The sequence below is a fragment of the Faecalibacterium sp. AF27-11BH genome (assembly GCF_003603005.1).
GTDB classification, from domain to species: Bacteria; Bacillota; Clostridia; order Oscillospirales; family Ruminococcaceae; genus Faecalibacterium; species Faecalibacterium taiwanense.
In genome coordinates this window covers 116,956-134,977 of sequence record NZ_QVGS01000006.1, presented here as the reverse complement: position 1 = coordinate 134,977, position 18,022 = coordinate 116,956, and the positions used below count along the sequence as shown (strand labels likewise).

Annotated in this window: 20 protein-coding genes; 17 read left to right on the top strand and 3 right to left on the bottom strand. The window is 56.9% G+C overall.

What is annotated here, in order from left to right:
• Positions 1-109: 109 nt before the first annotated feature.
• Entirely contained in the window at positions 110-862 is a 753-nt protein-coding gene (locus DWY76_RS08010) for a DUF4866 domain-containing protein (protein WP_005942736.1), read from the top strand.
• A gap of 113 nt (positions 863-975) precedes the next feature.
• Here DWY76_RS08010 and DWY76_RS08005 read toward each other — a convergent pair whose 3' ends face one another.
• Entirely contained in the window at positions 976-2,310 is a 1,335-nt protein-coding gene (locus tag DWY76_RS08005; RefSeq protein WP_120080829.1) for a threonine/serine exporter family protein, read from the bottom strand.
• 199 nt (positions 2,311-2,509) lie between these two features.
• Between DWY76_RS08005 and DWY76_RS14370 the strand changes: the two genes are divergently transcribed.
• Positions 2,510-2,740 (top strand): LysR family transcriptional regulator, encoded by a 231-nt coding sequence (locus DWY76_RS14370; RefSeq protein WP_243111984.1) that lies wholly within the window; start codon positions 2,510-2,512, stop codon positions 2,738-2,740.
• Positions 2,741-3,000: 260 nt separating this feature from the next.
• On the top strand, positions 3,001-3,345 hold the full coding sequence (locus DWY76_RS07995; RefSeq protein ID WP_206671174.1) for an NAD(P)-dependent oxidoreductase: 345 nt from the start codon (positions 3,001-3,003) through the stop codon (positions 3,343-3,345).
• On the opposite strand, the gene DWY76_RS07990 is transcribed toward DWY76_RS07995, so the two are convergent.
• Complete coding sequence (locus DWY76_RS07990) at positions 3,276-3,971, bottom strand: FeoB-associated Cys-rich membrane protein (RefSeq protein ID WP_120080825.1); 696 nt, start codon at positions 3,969-3,971, stop codon at positions 3,276-3,278. The two genes, DWY76_RS07995 and DWY76_RS07990, sit on opposite strands and share 70 nt — an antisense overlap.
• Before the next feature lie 176 nt (positions 3,972-4,147).
• Between DWY76_RS07990 and DWY76_RS07985 the strand changes: the two genes are divergently transcribed.
• The 8 genes from DWY76_RS07985 (at position 4,148) to DWY76_RS07950 (ending at position 10,705) form a co-directional block, all read left to right on the top strand.
• Positions 4,148-5,179, top strand: coding sequence for an SPFH domain-containing protein (locus DWY76_RS07985; protein WP_120080823.1), 1,032 nt, complete (start codon positions 4,148-4,150; stop codon positions 5,177-5,179).
• Entirely contained in the window at positions 5,179-5,379 is a 201-nt protein-coding gene (locus tag DWY76_RS07980) for a PTS ascorbate transporter subunit IIC (RefSeq protein ID WP_005940562.1), read from the top strand. The genes DWY76_RS07985 and DWY76_RS07980 overlap by 1 nt, the downstream gene beginning before the upstream one ends.
• 231 nt (positions 5,380-5,610) lie before the next feature.
• Positions 5,611-6,606: an LCP family protein gene (locus DWY76_RS07975; protein ID WP_097774674.1), complete on the top strand. Its 996-nt coding sequence runs from the start codon at positions 5,611-5,613 to the stop codon at positions 6,604-6,606.
• 77 nt (positions 6,607-6,683) lie between these two features.
• Positions 6,684-7,247 (top strand): hypothetical protein, encoded by a 564-nt coding sequence (locus DWY76_RS07970; protein WP_120080821.1) that lies wholly within the window; start codon positions 6,684-6,686, stop codon positions 7,245-7,247.
• Between the two features lie 142 nt (positions 7,248-7,389).
• The gene (locus DWY76_RS07965; protein WP_120080819.1) at positions 7,390-8,211 is read left to right on the top strand and encodes a Wzz/FepE/Etk N-terminal domain-containing protein; all 822 of its coding nucleotides are present in this window, start codon (positions 7,390-7,392) and stop codon (positions 8,209-8,211) included.
• Positions 8,208-8,954, top strand: a complete 747-nt coding sequence (locus tag DWY76_RS07960; protein WP_120080817.1) for a CpsD/CapB family tyrosine-protein kinase — start codon at positions 8,208-8,210, stop codon at positions 8,952-8,954. Before DWY76_RS07965 ends, DWY76_RS07960 begins: the two co-directional genes overlap by 4 nt.
• Positions 8,951-9,661, top strand: coding sequence for a CpsB/CapC family capsule biosynthesis tyrosine phosphatase (locus DWY76_RS07955; protein WP_120080815.1), 711 nt, complete (start codon positions 8,951-8,953; stop codon positions 9,659-9,661). The genes DWY76_RS07960 and DWY76_RS07955 overlap by 4 nt, the downstream gene beginning before the upstream one ends.
• A gap of 201 nt (positions 9,662-9,862) precedes the next feature.
• Positions 9,863-10,705: a response regulator gene (locus tag DWY76_RS07950; RefSeq protein ID WP_005940544.1), complete on the top strand. Its 843-nt coding sequence runs from the start codon at positions 9,863-9,865 to the stop codon at positions 10,703-10,705.
• Between the two features lie 155 nt (positions 10,706-10,860).
• On the opposite strand, the gene hisS is transcribed toward DWY76_RS07950, so the two are convergent.
• Positions 10,861-12,102: a histidine--tRNA ligase gene (gene hisS, locus DWY76_RS07945; RefSeq protein WP_097774680.1), complete on the bottom strand. Its 1,242-nt coding sequence runs from the start codon at positions 12,100-12,102 to the stop codon at positions 10,861-10,863.
• Positions 12,103-12,225: 123 nt separating this feature from the next.
• Between hisS and DWY76_RS07940 the strand changes: the two genes are divergently transcribed.
• The 6 genes from DWY76_RS07940 to DWY76_RS07920 all read left to right on the top strand — a co-directional run bounded on the left by DWY76_RS07940 (position 12,226) and on the right by DWY76_RS07920 (position 17,879).
• Entirely contained in the window at positions 12,226-13,443 is a 1,218-nt protein-coding gene (locus DWY76_RS07940) for an MFS transporter (RefSeq protein WP_120080813.1), read from the top strand.
• A gap of 43 nt (positions 13,444-13,486) precedes the next feature.
• Complete coding sequence (locus DWY76_RS14200) at positions 13,487-13,792, top strand: hypothetical protein (RefSeq protein ID WP_207665836.1); 306 nt, start codon at positions 13,487-13,489, stop codon at positions 13,790-13,792.
• Positions 13,740-14,441 (top strand): nitrogen fixation protein NifU, encoded by a 702-nt coding sequence (locus tag DWY76_RS07935; protein WP_044953520.1) that lies wholly within the window; start codon positions 13,740-13,742, stop codon positions 14,439-14,441. Before DWY76_RS14200 ends, DWY76_RS07935 begins: the two co-directional genes overlap by 53 nt.
• Positions 14,442-14,458: 17 nt before the next feature.
• Entirely contained in the window at positions 14,459-15,457 is a 999-nt protein-coding gene (locus DWY76_RS07930) for a GGGtGRT protein (protein ID WP_005935035.1), read from the top strand.
• Positions 15,458-15,567: 110 nt separating this feature from the next.
• Positions 15,568-17,484 carry a flavocytochrome c gene (locus DWY76_RS07925; protein WP_120080811.1) on the top strand — a complete coding sequence of 639 codons (1,917 nt, stop codon included), beginning with the start codon at positions 15,568-15,570 and terminating at the stop codon, positions 17,482-17,484.
• On the top strand, positions 17,481-17,879 hold the full coding sequence (locus tag DWY76_RS07920; protein ID WP_005940526.1) for a NusG domain II-containing protein: 399 nt from the start codon (positions 17,481-17,483) through the stop codon (positions 17,877-17,879). Before DWY76_RS07925 ends, DWY76_RS07920 begins: the two co-directional genes overlap by 4 nt.
• The last annotated feature ends 143 nt before the right edge of the window (positions 17,880-18,022 follow it).

Sequence of the window (18,022 nt, the reverse complement as noted above, 5' to 3'; positions counted from 1 at the left end):
GTGTAAAAAGTGTTCTGCATATAGCAGCAATATGAAAGCAGTATTTCACAGCGGGGCATTATGAATCTATAATAGGTAGCTGGAAATAAACAGAAAGAGGGTCTTTTTGATGGCAACGATATTTCCAAGAGAAGAAAAGGCAGAGGCACTGTTCGGGGAGATCCTGAAAAATCCAGAAGCCTGCCGACGCCTGATGGATACCTTCAACGACTCGCTGGACATGGCAGACGTACTGGATGCGCCGACCGTGAGTGCACAGCAGTTTGCCGCAGCGCTGTTCAATGCCTACGAGAACAAGGATCTGTCTGCCTTTCTGATGGCGATCTGCCAGCACAGTATGTTTGACCTGCTACGGAACGCTGCCCTGATCCCGTTCAAATTCAACGCCGATGGTCAGCCGAACCCGGTGATCCTGACGGATGATGCCGGCGTTCTTTTGCCGAACAACAAAGTTGCCGTGAGCAGCAAAGTATACGACCGGTTCATCCGGGTGTTCCAGAAGCAGGAAAAGGTAAAAATGTACCTTGCCAGCGGCTACTGCAAGTATCACGGCTACGACGAAGGATCGATGGATGTGGTGGAGTACCACTACAACCAGCATTTGGGGCTGCTGCTGATCTACGAACTGCCGGACACCGTGAAGCAGAAGGTAACGGAAGCGGAGGCCTACTCCACCGTCTGGGATATCCAGATGAAGCTGCAGCACGCACTGCCCCGTTCCGTGGTCTACTATGGACAGGATACGCTCAAGGACGGCGGAACCCGCTACGATGAACTTGGCGTTTTTCTGCCGCTGGAACACTTTGCCGACCGGCTGGAACGCCATGTGGAAACTGCTACCAAGATCGTTTACGGCGAGTAAACGCCCTGTAAACGAACTTCCTTTATAAGTGCATTACAGCAAAACAAAACGCAGCGAACCGTTAAAAGATTCGCTGCGTTTTGCCTTATAAGGGAGAATGGAAATGCTGTACATCAGGTGCAATAACGGAAAGTCTTGTCAGTGACAATACGGGCGAAGATCAGCCCTAACGGCAGTGCCACGATGATGAGAATGGCATCTGCAAACCATGTGGCGGAATCCATCAGAGACAGGATGCCCAGATTATAGATGGCACGGTAGAAATACAGTCCCGGTACCATGATAACGATGGACGGCACGGTGACGGAGATGCGGGGATAACCGGCGGCGCTCTTCAGGCAGGAGGCCAGCAGTCCGGACAGCAGTGCGCCCAGAAACGCTGCAACAGCGGGCGGAAAGCCCGCAAGGCTCACCAGCTCCAGCCGGAACGTGTTCGTTACCGCACCGATAAGGGCGGCGCAGACTGCCAAGTTCCGGGGACTGTTGAACATGAGCGAAAAGCCGAACACACCGCCAAAACTTGCCAGCAGCCGGAACACGATCTCTTCCGGGAGTGTCAGGCTCAGGGCAGGGAACTGCACCGGCTGCAAATGCAGCAGCAGTGCCATGATCCAAGCCGTCATGGTTGCCACCAGAATGATGAGGACGGCGTAGGCCAGACGTTCCAGCCCGGAGCGCATATCCAGCTTGGCAAGGTCGATGCCGCTGGTAATGAACGGAAAGCCCGGAATGATGAAGAGCATGGAGCAGATATACCCCGCCTCGTGCTGCGCCGATACGGCAAACAGCACCTCTGCCAGCTTCAGCAGGATGGCATACACGAGGCTTGCTGAACAGACCGACGCCGTAATGCCCAGAAACAGGGTGAAATGGTGCTTTGTCAGCTTGCACCGTACAAAGTTGCCGATGCCTGCACCGCAGAAGGCACACAGCATTTCCACAATGCCGCCGCCCAGCAGAAAGGTGAAGCAGCTGCAGGCCAGTGCAGCTGCAAAGCCCAGTGCGATGGGCGAATACAAGCCGTGGATGCGCTCGATCTCATCGAGGTGGCTGTGCAGTTCTTCGCCGGTCATAAATTTTCCTTCCCGGTCGAAGTCGTTGACGAAATGCTCCAGTCGGTTCAGTCGGGAGGTATTCACGCCCGTATTTGTCAGACAGAGTGACTGGGTATAACACTGGTCACCGTCAAAGCAGGTGAACTCAATGGACAACAGGCCGATATCCGCTGTTGTTGTGACTCCCAGCTCCCGCGAAAGGGTGTTCATGGAGCTTCGGACACGCCATGCGCCGGTGCCGCATTCCAGCAGCATCAGCCCGGTGCGTCCAATGACGGAGGCTTTTTCCACAAGCCCCGCCTCGGTAATGGGGATGCCCTTGCTGGCCGACGCATAGTCGTGCCAGTAAACTTCCATGTGATTTTTGATGATCTCACTTTGCCGTTGTCCCATACCGGAAAGCCTCCTTTGTGATATGGGAATGTTGCAGCCGTTTCAAGACTGCGGTGCTATTATAAGGGAAATTGCAGGGTGGGTAAAACGTATCTTGGATATGCCGGCAATGTTCGTTTGGTATTTCAAAGAAGAAAATACGTTGCGTTTTTGGCGGCTCTGCGGTAGGATAGAAAAAACACGCCGAAAGGAAACTGCCGTGACCCTTCAACAACTCCGCTATGTCACGGCTGTTGCCGGCACCGGCACCATCAGCCATGCAGTGCAGCAGTTCTATATTTCTCAGCCCAGCCTGACCAATGCTATCCGGGAGCTGGAACAGGAAGTGAGGCTGGCGCTTTCCAAGACGGCAAGCTCTGTGGTGAGCCGGACGCTGCTGGAATATCTGAGATCCACCCGGCAGCAAAAGGATGCACCGCAGATAAAATAAGAGCAAATAGCGGATAACGGTATAAAAGCAGCTCTCCGCTTTGCTGAATGGAGACGTGCAGTTGGAGCAAGATGGTGGTAGCGGCTGCGGAAGCTGCCTCTGTCCTTTTTCGGCAAGCGAGACCTTGCCGACCTGACCAGCACCATCATGGCAGACTGCGAGGTACTGGAAAAGGACTGCTCCCACTTCATCCCCGGTCTGTTCGGCTCCCTCATGAAGGACGGTGCATTTTCATCGTCAACACTGCCCGCGGCGACCTTGTGGCCAGCGCCGCCCTTGCCAAAGCCCTGTGCAGCGGCAAGATCGCCGGAGCCGGACTGGACACCATTGCGCCGGAACCGGTCACAACGGAAAATCCGCTGCTCAGCCTGCCGCATGATCGCCGCGGCGATCCGGGCGGTGCAAAGCGGACAGCGGCCGGAAAATATCGTGAACGGGTTATAATAAAAAGCAAAACAAAAACACCCTTACAGCTGAAATGGAAAAGCTGTGAGGGTGTTTTTGCTTGTACGGCAACCGCACATATGGGAGGTTGTTATTGTCTGTTTTTGGCGGGCGGGTCCGGCTTCATGGCTTCCAGTGCAGCGCCCAGCTCCTTTGGCTGAAGAGGGCTGGTGCAGTCCGCGGAAGAGCTTTGCAGCTTTTCCAGCAGGGAAACGGAAGTGAAGCAGTTCAGGCCGCTGCAGTTGATCAGCTGCACGCCCGGTGTGGTAAAAACGGAAAAGACCTCGACCTGAGATGCATTCAGCTGGGGCAGAAGAGACGCAAGAGCTGCCTGCTGCGCGGTCTGATCCGGCAGGAGAGAATGGATCGCCTTGGTCGTCTTATCCAGCTTCTGTGTCCAGTCGGCGGCTTTTCCGTTATTGGTAAGGGCACCGCCATAACCATAACATTTCAGGCCGATGACACGATGCTGTGTGATGAGCACGAGCGAAAGATTGGTTTTGGTCTTGCCGTCCGAAAGCTGGCCGGGCATGACGATGTACCAGTGATTTTTGCGCACCAGCTTCATCAGAGAGGAAACGAACTGCAGAATGTCCTTCTGGGAGCCGTTGCGGGCAGAGGAGGACACCGCTGCACAAGCAGCTTCTTCCGAGGGCAGCTGCCCCAGAATATTGCGTCCATTACCCCACAGGGTCAAATCACCGTTTTTCTTTTTCCGGTACAGAGCCGGCAGGGAAAAAACAACAAGGACAGCCAGAACGATCAGTGTAATTGTATTTTGTGTCATTTGGATACCTCATAAGGGGGATTGAAATAAAAAGATAAACAAAAAGGAGCTGCTGCACAGTGTTTGTGCGGCGGCTCTTTTTTTGCCCGCGGAGGACTTGACAAGAATGATATAAAGTGATATGATTTTGATATCACAAAGAAATGCTTCCGCACCCTGTGAAGGAGGGAACTGTTATGGAAGAGAAAATTCTGCAGACCAAAAAGAACGGCATGGTCATGCTGCTGCTCACCCTGCTGGGCTATGCTGTTACCGTCCTGCTGTTTTTCTACAGCATCATTCTGCTGGACGAAAGCCTGTTTCCGGGCATCCTGCTCACGATCCTGTCCATCGCATACTGGGTGGCGGGCATCTTCCTGTTCTGCGGCCTGAAGGTGTTAAAGCCCCAGGAAGCACTGGTGCTCACTCTGTTCGGCGATTACATCGGCACCCTGAAGGGACAGGGGTTTTACTGGGTAAACCCCTTCTGCACCGCGGTGAACCCGGCAGCTGGCACCAAACTGAGCCAGAGCGGCGATGTGAGCAGCGGCGAAACCGGCATGGCGGCCCTGATTAAGGCAGGTAACAGCAGTTCCCAGACCGTAGAATCGACCAGCAAGAAGATCTCGCTCAAAATGATGACCCTCAACAACTCCCGCCAGAAGATCAACGATTGTCTGGGCAACCCGGTGGAGATCGGCATTGCGGTCATCTGGCGCGTGACCGATACCGCAAAGGCCGTATTCAATGTGGACAACTACAAGGAGTACCTCTCCCTGCAGTGCGACAGCGCTCTGCGCAATGTGGTGCGCATTTACCCCTATGATGTGGCTCCCAATGTGGATACCACCGGCGACGGCGTAGCCGATGAGGGCAGTCTGCGCGGGTCCTCGGAGGTGGTAGCCGCCCGCATCCGGGACGAGATCCAGAAGAATGTAGCCGAGGCCGGCATCGAGGTAGTGGAAGCCCGAATCACCTATCTGGCTTATGCGCCGGAGATCGCAGCCGTGATGCTGCAGCGCCAGCAGGCAAGCGCCATCATCGATGCCCGCAAGATGATCGTGGACGGTGCTGTGGGCATGGTGGAAATGGCCCTTGAACGCCTGAATGAGAACAAGGTAGTGGAGCTGGACGACGAGCGCAAGGCGGCAATGGTCTCCAACCTGCTGGTGGTGCTGTGCGGCAACCGTGATGCCCAGCCCATCGTGAACAGCGGCAGCCTGTACTGATGGCAGAACCAAAAAAGCAGGTGCCCCTGCGCCTGAACGCGAAGCTCTACGATGCCCTTGCCGCCTGGGCCGAAGATGACTTCCGCTCGGTGAACGGGCAGATCGAATATCTGCTGACGGAGTGCGTGCGGCAGCGCAAAAAGAACGGCAAGTATGTCTCGGACCAGATCGATGTGCCGCCTGAACTGGATATTAAATAAAATACCAATTGGCCCCGGCTGTGCGGATGAACTCTGCATGGCCGGGGTTTGTGTTTATCTGTGGCTCCCTAAAGGCTGAAAATGCGAAATTTCCTGCCGGAAAATAACGAAAATACATTGACAGTTGCACACCTGTGACGATATAATAGACCAAGGAATATCTTTCTGTGGCAATGGAAAGACCTTCCCGCAGAAAACTATATTCCGAAGAAAAGAGGGAAGCTTACCCGCTTGAACAGACAAAAACAACATCGTGGTGCCGCTGCTGCGCTGGCTGTGCTGGTGCTGGCAGCTGTACTGTTTTTTGTGGGCGGAAGCTGGCTGGAAAAGCGCAGCCAAAAGCCGGAAACCCGGACGGAGCTGCCGCAGGAGACCGCTGAGACCATGGAAGTGGACGGCGTGACCTACCGCAGGCGCACAGACCTGACCACCATCCTTGTTATGGGCATCGACCATGACAGCGAGGTGGAAGCAGAAGGCTCCTATCAGGGTGGTCAGGCGGATTTTCAGCGGCTCATTGTGATAGATAGCAAAGACAAGACGGTTCGTCAGCTCAAGATCGACCGCGACACCATGGCAGAGGTGACGGTGCTTGGCATGCTGGGCAATCCGGTGGGCACCACTCAGATGCAGATCAGCCTTGCCCATGGCTTTGGCGATGGCAAGGAGGAAAGCTGCGGCTATGCCCGTGATGCGGTGTCCCGCCTGCTGCAGGGGGAAAACATTGATTTCTATCTGGCTATGAGTCTGGACGGCATCTCGGTGCTGAACGACCTTGCAGGCGGTGTGACCGTGACGCTGGAGGATGATTTCTCCGCAGCAGACCCGGCCATGACCAAGGGAGCTACCCTGACGCTGCAGGGCGATCAGGCTGAGATTTTTGTGCGCAGGCGCATGGATATTGGCGAAGGCACCAACGAAGCCCGCATGGTGCGGCAGGAGGAGTATCTTGCACAGCTTTCCGCACAGCTGGAAAGCAGGGTACAGCAGGATCAGCAGTTCACCGCACAGGTGTACGATGCGCTGCAGCCTTATCTGGTCACCGACCTTGCAAAGGGTCAGCTGGTCAATGAGGTGTGGGCCGCAAAGGACGATACTGTGGAACCTGCCATTGCACTGGAGGGCGAGCATAAGGTGGCAGAGGACGGATTCACCGAGTTCTATCCGACCGAAGCTTCCATCCAGAAAGCGGTTCTGACGCTGTTCTGGGAGCCTGTTGAAGAATGATGTAAATGTTGAAAAGCATTTGCGATAGAAAGCAGCATCTTGGGGAGTGCGGCTTGAAGTGAAAGGAGATCTTCATTATGAAGAAAGTTATCAGCGCTGTTCTGACCGCTGCTATGGTCGTGGGCATGGGTGTGTCTGTTCTGGCAGCAACGCCCAGCAAGACTGTGGCAGATGAGGTCAAGGCCAGCGGTTCTGCTACCGTCACCGGTGTTCTGGGCATTGTCAGCGATGTGAAGGTCACTGCCAAGGAGGATACCGCTCAGGTCGAGGAAGTCCTGCAGGACATCACTTCTGATGCAGACCTGCAGAAGGCTGCGGGCGCTTCGAAAGAAAAGAAGACGACTATAGATGTTACTGTAACGCAGGCCTTTGAGATGCAGACCTCTAACCTGCTCGACGCTGCAAATGTTAAGCTGACCATTGAGTCCAAGGTCATTGAGGCTGCTTACGAGGACAACGAGCAAGTTACCGTTCTGGTGGCTGTGCCCAAGACGAGGGCAGACGGCACTGTGACCTATACCTACTATACTGTGCCCGGTAAGGTCGTGAATGGCGAGATCGTGGTGAACCTGAAGGGCCGTCAGGTCAAGCTCTATGGCTCCAACTTCATTCTGGTGGCCGTGAAGACCATTGAGGGCTAAGAACTAGAAATGTTCTGCGGTGCTCCCTGATGAAAAAGGGAACGCCGCATTTTTGGCGTATAGGATTCAGAAAAATAGAGGAAAGGGCACAACGCCCGGGCCGCATGGGCGGCAGTATTATAAGGTTATAAGGAGTGAAATCGTGCAGCAAGATACTTTTGTGAAGGAGCGCACAGCTTTGGCGGTACAGCCGGAACAGGGAGAAGATACCATTGATCTGCTGGAACTGTTCATGGGCCTGCTGGCCCACTGGACGCTCATTGCAGCCACGGCTGTGGTGGGTGCCGTACTGATGGCGCTTTATACGTTTTTTCTGGTAACGCCGATGTACAAGGCAACGGCTACCATCTATGTGGTCAGCCGCAATGATTCGGTGCTGAACTTCTCCGACCTGCAGGTCGGCAGCGAGCTGACCAGCGATTACATCAAGGTCTTTGAAATGTGGGAAGTCCACGAAAAGGTCATCAGCAACCTGGATCTGGATTACACCTACACCGATATGGCCAGTATGCTGTCTGTCACCAACACCAGCGACACCCGTATGCTGGATATCACGGTCACGAACCCGGACCCGGAAGAAGCAGCAGCGATCGCAAACGAGTATGCGGATGTGGGCGCAAAGTACATTTCGGAAAAGATGAAGACGGACGAGCCCACCCTGATGTCTTCTGCGCGTGTGCCAGAGAACCCGTTCAGCCCCAACAAGGCCAAGAACATCCTGCTGGGCTTTGTAGTGGGCTTTGTGCTGGCCTGCGCCGTGGTGGTGCTGCGGACCATGCTGGACGATACCTACAAGTCTGCCGATGATATCCGCAAGTATACCGGCATGGTCGTGCTGGCATCGATCCCGCTGGCCGATGCTGGCGAACAGCCGAAAGAGAAAAGCGAGTTCAAGCGCCGCACCAAGCGGTTTGCCAATGATGTCCGCCGCCGTGTGGGTGGCAGCTCTGGGAGGAAAGCATGAAACAGCTGAAGATCACAAAATTTCCGGCTCTGGATTATGCGGGAAATGAAGCCTTTAATACCCTGAGCACCAACCTCTCCTTTGCAGGTGCGAGTGTCAAAAAGATCATGATCACCAGCTGCCATGCTGCAGAGGGCAAGAGCTATCTGTCCATGAACCTGATGCGCACGCTGGCACAGCGCGGCATCAAGGTGGCGCTGGTGGACGCAGACCTGCGCCGCAGCTTGGTCAACAGTGACTACGGCCTGAAATATGAGGATGGCCGCAGCGACGGTAAGGGCCTCTCCCATTTTCTGGCCGGTATGGTGGGCATGGATGAGGTCATCTACCAGACCGACATCCCCAACGCGATCATGGTGCCGGTGGGCCGCGATGTGCCCAACCCGCTGGCGCTGCTGACCAACAGCCATTTTGCCGAACTGCTGGATATGCTGGCCAGAATGGCAGATTACGTCATTGTGGACGCACCCCCGGTGGGCGTGGTCATCGATGCGGCGGAGATCGCCAAGGCATGTGACGGCACCCTGATCGCAGTGCACTACAACGATGTGAGCCGTCAGGAGCTGCTGGACGTGAAGCAGCAGATCGAGCAGACCGGCTGCCCCATTCTGGGCACCGTGCTCAATCAGGTGGACTACGACAACTATATGGGCCGCAAGTACTACAAATCCTACTCAAAGTATGGAAAGTACGGCTATTACAGAAAGTATTACAAACGGAGCCACGAAGCGGAAAAGAAATGAGCGGCTTTACGGATTATCATGCGCACTTCGTCTACGGCGTGGACGATGGTGCGCAGACCAGAGAAGAAATGTATGCCATGCTGGATGCAGCGGTAGCAGACGGTGTGCGGCACCTGTTTGCTACCTCGCACAGTACGCCGGGCATGGAACGCTTCCCGCAGGAAATCTACGACCGGCATCTGGCGCTGGCCCGCGCATACTGCACACAAAAAGGCTACGACCTGAAGCTGGAGCACGGCTCTGAGTTGCTGTATACCCCTGCGACGGGATATGCGGCAGTCCAGCGCCAGCTGCTGACCTTGGGAGATACCGGCTGGGTGCTGCTGGAATTTGTGCCGAACATAACGGCAAAGGAGCTGGAAACGGCTCTGCAGGAGATCACGGGTGCGGGTTACCGCATTCTGGTGGCCCACATTGAGCGGTATCCCTGCCTTGCGCAGCACGGCCTGCTGGCCCGCCTGCACAAACAGTACCGGCTGCGCTGCCAGATCAACTGTTCGGCTGTGCTGGACAGCGGCTTCTGGCAGCGGATGCGGCTGGAGCACTGGGTCAAGGCGGGGCTGGTGGACGCGGTCTCTTCCGATGCACACAACTGCACCTCGCGCCCGACCCGGATGCGGCAGGCGTATGAGCGGCTCTGCACCCGTGTGGGACAAACGACAGCACAAAAACTGACCGGACTGGATGGCACAGAGTATCTTGTATAGTTGCTTTGACTGCCGGAAATGAAAATGGGAAAGACGCCACTTTCAGCCAGCTGCTTCGTGAGGAAACGGATGGGGAAGGAACGTCCTTTTGTAAAGAAGTGTGGAGCTTCTGGCTTTTTGTGCAAAAAAACTTGCGAATCAAAGGACAAAGTGTTAAACTGAAACAGGGAACATGTATGGTAAACTTGCGGGGGTGTACGAATGAAGATACTGGTCGTCGATGATGGACAGCTTGCAATCAACTCGCTGATCCGCATCCTGTGCCGCGTTGCACCCGACTGTGACTATATCAGCGCCATGACGACCGAGGATGCACTGAGCTGGATGCGTCAGGGGCCGATGGACGCGGCTTTCCTCAATCTGGAAATGCCCGGCATGAACGGGCTTGCTTTGACGCGCATGATCCAGAAGCTGCAGCCGCGCTGCAACATCATTGTGGTAACAGAGCACCCGGAGTATGCGCTGGAAGCGCTGCAGATCTTCGTGAGCGGCTTTTTACTCAAGCCTGCAAACGAGGCAGATGTGCGCAATGTGCTGGAGCATCTGCGCTACCCGCCGGAGAATGCCCCTGTCGGCATCAAGATCCAGTGCTTTGGCAATTTTGAGATCTTCGTGGGCGGGCGCGCTTTGGCCTTCAAGCGCAGCAAGAGCAAGGAGCTGCTGGCCTATCTGGTGGATCGCAATGGTGCCACCTGCACCAACGGCGAAATGCTGGCCGTGCTGTGGGAGGATAAGCCCGACACCGCATCGCTGCACAGCCATCTCCGCAATCTGATCTTTGACCTGAGCCATACGCTGGAGGATGCAGGTGTTACCGGCCTGCTCATCCGCGGCCGCAGCACACTGGCGCTGGACACCAGCAAGGTGGATTGTGATTATTACAATTTCCTGCGGGGCAGCCGCTCGGCCACCAATTCCTATCGCGGCGAGTATATGACCCAGTATTCTTGGGCAGAGGTGACCCGTTCAGCGCTGCGCCAGCAGGCAAATGTGCAGAAAACAGCCTCGATCCCCAGTTACTATGTGCCGCCTACCGGCTTTTAAACCAGAAAAAACAAGAACACCTCAGAAAATCGCTCGATTTTCTGAGGTGTTTTTTCTTGACATGAAAATACCCCAAGAGTACTCAGAGTTTTGTTTTTACTCTGTCTATTCTAGGGGTAGCATATCAAAAGTAAAGGGGCTTTGTGTGCAATTATTTACTGCTGCGCAAAAATTTTGATCTCATCCTTATCCATAAAGGCGGCACCGGAAAAACCGGAAGCTTCCAGCTGGCCCAACTGTTTGCCCAGCTTCTTGGCCTGCTGCAGAACGGTGACATTGTAGCTGCTGCGCAGGTCTGCAGCCTTGGCAAGAACGGCGGTGAAGTCGGCATCCTTGCCGTACAGCAGGGCGATCTTCTGCTTTGCGCCGGGGATCTGGTAGCCCTGCTCCAGCAGGATGCCGCACACCCGCTCGAAGCCGATGGAGAAGCCCACGGCGGGCACCTGAGTGCCCAGGAACTTGCCCACCATGTTGTCGTAGCGGCCGCCGCCGGCCACGGCACCGCTGAACTGCGGGCAGGTGATCTCAAACACCATGCCGGTGTAGTAGCCCTGACCGCGCACCAGACTGGGGCAGTAGGCTACCTGATAGCGGCCTGCAGCCATGGCGTTGGCGGTAGCAAGGACATACTTGAGGTCATCGGCAATGGCGGGGTCTGCGCAGCGGGCAGCCACGGCATCCAGCGTGACTTCGCCTGCGGCAATGAAGTCGGCCAGTGCGTTGATGGCATTTTCCGGCAGCTGCTTTTCGGTCAGCTCAGCCTTCACACCATCGGCGCCGATCTTGTCCATCTTATCAAAGGTGATGCAGACGGAATCCAGCGTATCAGCGGAAAAACCCATGCTCTCCAGCATCCCGCGCAGGATGCGGCGGTCATTGATGTTGACGGTGAAGCCGGTGAAGCCGATGTTCAGCAGGGCACGGGTGGTCACGTCGATCAGTTCCACCTCGGCATTGGGGGAAGAATCGCCCAGAATGTCGATATCGCACTGTACGAACTCGCGCAGACGGCCCTTCTGCGGGCGCTCGGCGCGGAACACACGGTCGGTCTGGATCACCTTGAAGGGGCTGGGCAGTTTATCCTTGTTGGCGGCATAGTAGCGGCTCAGCGGCAGGGTCAGGTCATAGCGCAGGCCCATATCGGACAGCTGCTTGGGATCGCCGGTGTTCAGGGCAGCGGTGAGCTTATCGCCGCGCTTGAGCACCTTGAAGATCAGGTTCAGGTTGTCGCCGCCGTCGGATTTGTCCAGATTCTCCATATCCTCCAGCATGGGGGTGGAAATGCGCTCGAAGCCGGACGCACGGTAGGTCTCCAGAATTTTGCCCTGAATGTAATCGCGCAGGGTCTGCTCTGCGGGCAGCAGGTCGCGCATGCCCTTCAATGCCTGTGTTTTCATAAGATGGTTCCTCTCTATATAAATCAATGTAAATACTTTTACCTTATTCATTATAAAGAAATCTGCCGTTTTGTCAATTGAAATGGGCACACTGTAAGGGAAAAACCATTCGGAGGGCAGGCAATGAAACAGCAATTTGCAGCAAAACATCCGTGGACCATCCTTGCGGCGGGCGCAGCCATTCAGGTGCTCACGGGCATCCCGGCGGCGTGGGGCGTATTCCAGCAGCCGGTCATGGACGAGTACGGCCTGAGCGAGCAGGGGGCAGGCTATGCCTTCGGCATCCTCATTGCGGCGTTCGGCGTGGGGTGCGTCCTCGGCGGCTTTCTGCAGGACAGCCGAGGCCCGCGGTGTGCGGCTCTGTGGGGAACAGCACTGCTGTGCGGCGGATTTTTTGCAGCGGCCATCCTGCCGGGCGGCAGTGCGGGCAGCTTTTTTCTGGCATTCAGCATCCCGGCGGGGCTGGGCACGGCGTTTCTGTACCCATCCATCCAGTCCTGCGCACAGAAGTGGTATGCCGGGCGCAAGGGCCTTGCCACCGGCGTGATCGGCGGGGCGGTGGGCCTTTCCGGTGCGTTCCTCACCGTGTTCGTGCGCACGGCGGTCAGCGGCTTTGGGATCGTGCAGGGCATCCGGGGCGCGTTCTGGGCGCTGGGGGCCATAACGCTGCCCGTCTGCCTTGCGGGCAGTCTGCTGCTGCAGGACCCGCCGGAAAGCAGACAAAACCAGCAGGGGAGCGGCAAAAATGAGATCGACCTTTCCCCGTGGCAGATGCTGAAAACAAAGCAGTACTGGCTGTGCGCAGGCGCGGTGTGTTTTTCCACCCCGGCGGTGCTTCTGTTCAGCCCCATCATCCTGAAGCTGGGCGTGGAGCGGGGGCTGGACGAGAACGCTGCTCTGTGGAGCGTGGTGCTGGGCAGCGTGGGCAGTGCGGCGGGCCGCCTGCTGATGCCCATGCTCAGCGATAAAATTGGCCGCAGGCCCACCGATCTGCTGCTGTTTGCAGTGTCGCTGGGGCTTTCGGCAGGGTTTGCGTTTGCGCAGGGCTGGTGGGTGATCGCCTGTTATGCGGGGCTTACCTTCTGCTATTCCGGCCTTGCAGCAGTGCTGCCCGCCCTTTCCACCGATCTGTTCGGCCTGCCGCACGCAGGGGTGAACTACGGTTTTCTGGCACTGGGGCAGAGCGTGGGCAGTCTGGCCTTTCCGTTTGCAGCAAATCTCTGGGGGTTGGAAGCCGGGCGACACTGGCTTGCCGTGGGCGGCGCAGCGGCGGGCTTTGCAGCCATGTGGGTACTGAAGCCTGCCGGGCAGACACCGCGCAGGCAGGACACAGGAGCGTGAAATTTGCCCTCTTGACATAGTTGACAAAAACTTGACGAATGAAATGACAAAAGCATCCGAATTGACAGTTAGCAGCAGACAACTGCAAATAGTTTTGATGTTTTTTACCGGAAATGTATTGCAAAATCCGTCAGCTTTCTCTATAATAAAATCATGCGTGGTAGTACCGGTTAAGGCGCTGAAAGAGAGCGGCGCGCCCGGTCAGATGCAAGCAGCAAAGGGCAGCGGCTGTGCCGGCAGGGCGCGGCGGCGGCTTTGTGCTGCAAAGCAACATTTGTCAAAAGGAGAGTATGATTATGACCTATTCGCAGCAAGTACAGAATATGTGCCCGATCACCAAAGGTCCTAAGCATGGTCCGGCTCCCATCCCCGAAGAGGGCGCATGGGTCAAGGCCTATGAGATCAAGGACATCAGCGGCTACACCCACGGTGTGGGCTGGTGCGCACCTCAGCAGGGTACCTGCAAGCTGTCCCTGAACATCAAGAACGGTGTCATCGAGGAGGCTCTGGTGGAGACCATCGGCTGCTCCGGTATGACCCACTCTGCTGCTATGGCAGGCGAGATCCTGCCCGGCAAGACCATTCTGGAAGCTCTGAACACCGACCTGGTGTGCGACGCCATCAACGTTGCTATGCGCGAGCTGTTCCTGCAGATCGTCTACGGCCGCAGCCAGACCGCTTTCTCTGAGGACGGTCTGCCCATCGGCGCAGGTCTGGACGACCTGGGCAAGGGCCTGCGCTCCATGACCGGTACCATCTTCTCCACCAAGGCAAAGGGCGTCCGTTATCTGGAGCTGACCGAGGGCTATATCAACAAGCTGGCTGTGGATGCCAACGATGAGGTCATCGGCTATCAGTTCGTCAAGCTGGGCAAGATGATGGAGGATATCCGTCACGGCAAGACCCCCAACGAGGCTTATGAGAAGAACGTGGGTACTTACGGCCGCTTCAGCAAGGAGCAGGGTGCTGTGAAGTACATTGACCCGCGTGAGGAATAAGAGAGGAGGAACAACTCATGGCAACTTTTGAATCTATGGATCGCCGCATGCCGAAAATCGAGGCATGCCTGAAGGCTAACGGCCTGGAGTCTCTGGACGCTTGCAACGAGATGCTCCTCGCTAAGGGCATCGACTGCGACAAGATCGTGCGCGGCGTTCAGCCCATCTGCTTTGATAACGCTGTCTGGGCATACACCCTGGGCACCGCTATCGCTGTCAAGCGCGGCCTGACCGATGCTGCCGAGTGCGCTGCTGCCATCGGCGAAGGTCTGGAAGCTTTCACCATCCCCGGCTCTGTCGCTGAGCAGCGTCAGGTCGGTCTGGGCCACGGCAATCTGGGCGCTCGTCTGCTGAGCGAGGACACCACCTGCTTCGCTTTCCTGGCAGGCCACGAGTCCTTTGCGGCTGCTGAGGGTGCTATCGGCATCGCCCGCACTGCAAACAAGGTCCGCAAGACCCCCCTGCGTGTCATCCTGAACGGCCTGGGCAAGGATGCAGCTTACATCATTTCCCGTATCAACGGCTTCACCTATGTTCAGACTGAGTACGACATCCCCACTCAGACCCTGACCGTCGTCAAGGAGATCCCCTTCTCTGAGGGCGAGCGTGCAGCCGTCAAGTGCTACGGTGCAAACGACGTTATGGAAGGCGTTGCCATCATGAAGAAGGAGGACGTTCAGTGCTCCATCACCGGCAACTCCACCAACCCCGTCCGCTTCCAGCATCTGGTTGCTGGCACCTACAAGAAGTGGGCCATCGAGAACGGCAAGAAGTACTTCTCCGTCGCTTCCGGCGGCGGCACGGGCCGTACTCTGCACCCCGATAACGTGGCCGCAGGCCCCGCAAGCTACGGCCTGACCGACTCTCTGGGCCGTGTGCACGGTGATGCTCAGTTCGCTGGCTCTTCCTCCGTGCCCGCACACGTTGAGATGATGGGCCTGATCGGCATGGGCAACAACCCCATGGTCGGCGCTACCGTTGCATGCGCTGTTGCTGCAGCTCAGGCTAACGCCTAAGTCTTTTCTAAGTTTCAGCGAGGGGAAGCTGCTTTCCGAATGAGCAGCTCCCCCTTTTTTGCTGATAGATGTCCGAACACAAGCAACCCGAATATGAGAAGGAAGAAACAATGAAAAAGAATCAGATCCGCAAGAGCGTGGCTGCGCTGGCCATGGCGGTTGTTGTGGGTGTCAGTCTGCTGGGCTACGGCTGCGGCAGCAAACCCGCTTCCACCGCAGGCGGCGTGTCCGGCGATTTCACCGGCACTGCCAAGGGTATGGGCGGCGACGTTACCGTTACCCTGACGCTGGAAGACGGCAAGATCACCGGCTGCACCGCTGAGGGCAAGGATGAGACCCCCGGCATCGGTACGCTGGCACTGGAGCAGCTGCCCGCTCAGATCGCTGAGACCGGCAGCATCGCCGTGGACGGCGTGTCCACCGCGACCATCACCTCCAACGCCATCAAGGAGGCAGCAGCCGCTGCCCTGACTGCCGCTGGCCTGAATGCTGACGACTATAAGATCGAGGTCAAGGCCGACGCGACCAAGGCCGAGGATTCCACCGTTGACGCTGACGTTGTCATCGTGGGTGCAGGCGGCGCAGGAATGACCGCTGCCATCACCGCTGCTGCCGAGGGCAAGAGCGTTGTGATCGTGGAGAGCCAGGCCATGGTGGGCGGCAACTCTGTGCGCGCTACCGGCGGCATGAACGCCGGCAAGACCGTGTATCAGGATGAGAACGAGTTCGGCGAGTCTGCCGGTGTCGAAAAGACCCTGAAGACCGCTGCTGAAAAGTACGCTGACAACGAGACCATCACCGCTCTGGCAAAGACCGTCTCTGAGCAGTGGGCAGAGTACCAGAAGAACCCCACCGGCTACTTCGACTCTGTTGAGCTGATGGAGCTGGACACCATGATCGGCGGCAAGGGCATCAACGACCCTGCTCTGGTGGAGACCCTGTGCTCCAACTCTGCTGATGCCATCGACTGGCTGGACGAGCACGGCATCACCCTGCACAGCGTTTCCAGCTTTGGCGGTGCATCCGTCAAGCGCATCCATCGCCCTGTGGACGCAGAGGGCAAGACCGTTTCTGTCGGTTCCTACATGATCCCCCTGCTGGAGGAGAACTGTGAGAAGGCTGGCGTTCAGATTCTGCTGAACACCACCGCCAACGAGATCCTGACCGATGCGAGCGGCGCTGCTGTGGGCATCAAGGCCACCGGTTCTACCGGCGAGACCGTCACTGTGAACGCCAAGGCTGTGGTGCTGACCACCGGCGGCTTCGGCGCAAATCTGGACATGGTTGTCGAGTACAAGCCTGAGCTGAAGGGCTTCATGACCACCAACGCTGCCGGCGCTCAGGGCCAGGGCATTGAGATGGCCACCGCCATCGGTGCTGGCACCGTGGATATGGACCAGATCCAGATCCACCCCACCGTTGAGGCCAACACCGCTGCCCTGATCACCGAGGGTCTGCGCGGCGACGGCGCTGTGCTGATCAACGCCGAGGGCAAGCGCTTCATCGACGAAGTGGGCACCCGTGACGTGGTCTCTGCTGCTGAGATCGCTCAGACCGGCAGCTACAGCTGGCTGGTGGTCGATCAGGCTATGGTCGATGCTTCCAGCGTCATTCAGGGCTACATCAAGAAGGGCTTCACCGTGACCGGCGAGACCTACGAGGAGCTGGGCAAGGCAATGGGCGTTGATGAGGCTGCTTTTGCCGAGACCATGAAGACTTGGAACGGCTATGTTGAGGCCAAGAATGACCCCGACTTTGGCCGCACCAGCTTTGCAAACCCGCTGGATACTGCTCCGTACTATGCAATCAAGGTCACTGCTGGTGTGCACCACACCATGGGCGGCCTGACCATCAACACCAACACCGAAGTCCTCAAGGAGGACGGCACTGTGATCCCCGGCCTGTTTGCAGCAGGTGAGGTCACTGGCGGTGTGCACGGTGCAAACCGTCTGGGCGGCAACGCTGTTGCAGACTTCACCGTGTTTGGCCGCATTGCAGGTAAGGCTGCCAGCGACTACGCTGCATGAGTACCCGCAAAGCACCTGAAAACGCTTCCGGCTCCAAAGGCCTGAAGCCATGGATGAAGAACCTGATCTTTGCTGCAGTGATCCTTGTGCTGGCAGCAGCGCTGTATTTCGGCGTGCGCGCAGCACACAGCAGCAAGGGCAGCGGCCTGCAGGCCACCGTCGATTTTGGCGATGGCATCACCGAGACTCTGCCGCTGGATACAGACCACGATTACCTGTATGATGTGGGCAATTATGTCGTGCATCTGCAGGTAAAGGATGGTGCCATCGCGTTCTTGGACAGTCAGTGCCCGGACCATGTGTGCGAGCAATTCGGCTGGCTGGACAAGGACGGCGCATGGGCTGCATGCGTCCCTGCCGGGGTGTATGTGGTAGTGGAAACTACAGCTGAATAAAGATCGTGCTTCAAAAAAGAGGCAGTATCCTGCAAGAGCGGGGCACTGTCTCTTTTGCTTTGTCTGGAAGGCAAAAGAGGGCACGGTGTGAAAGTTGGGTAAAACTTTGACACAAATGCGTCAAAACAAAATTTAGACGCTTG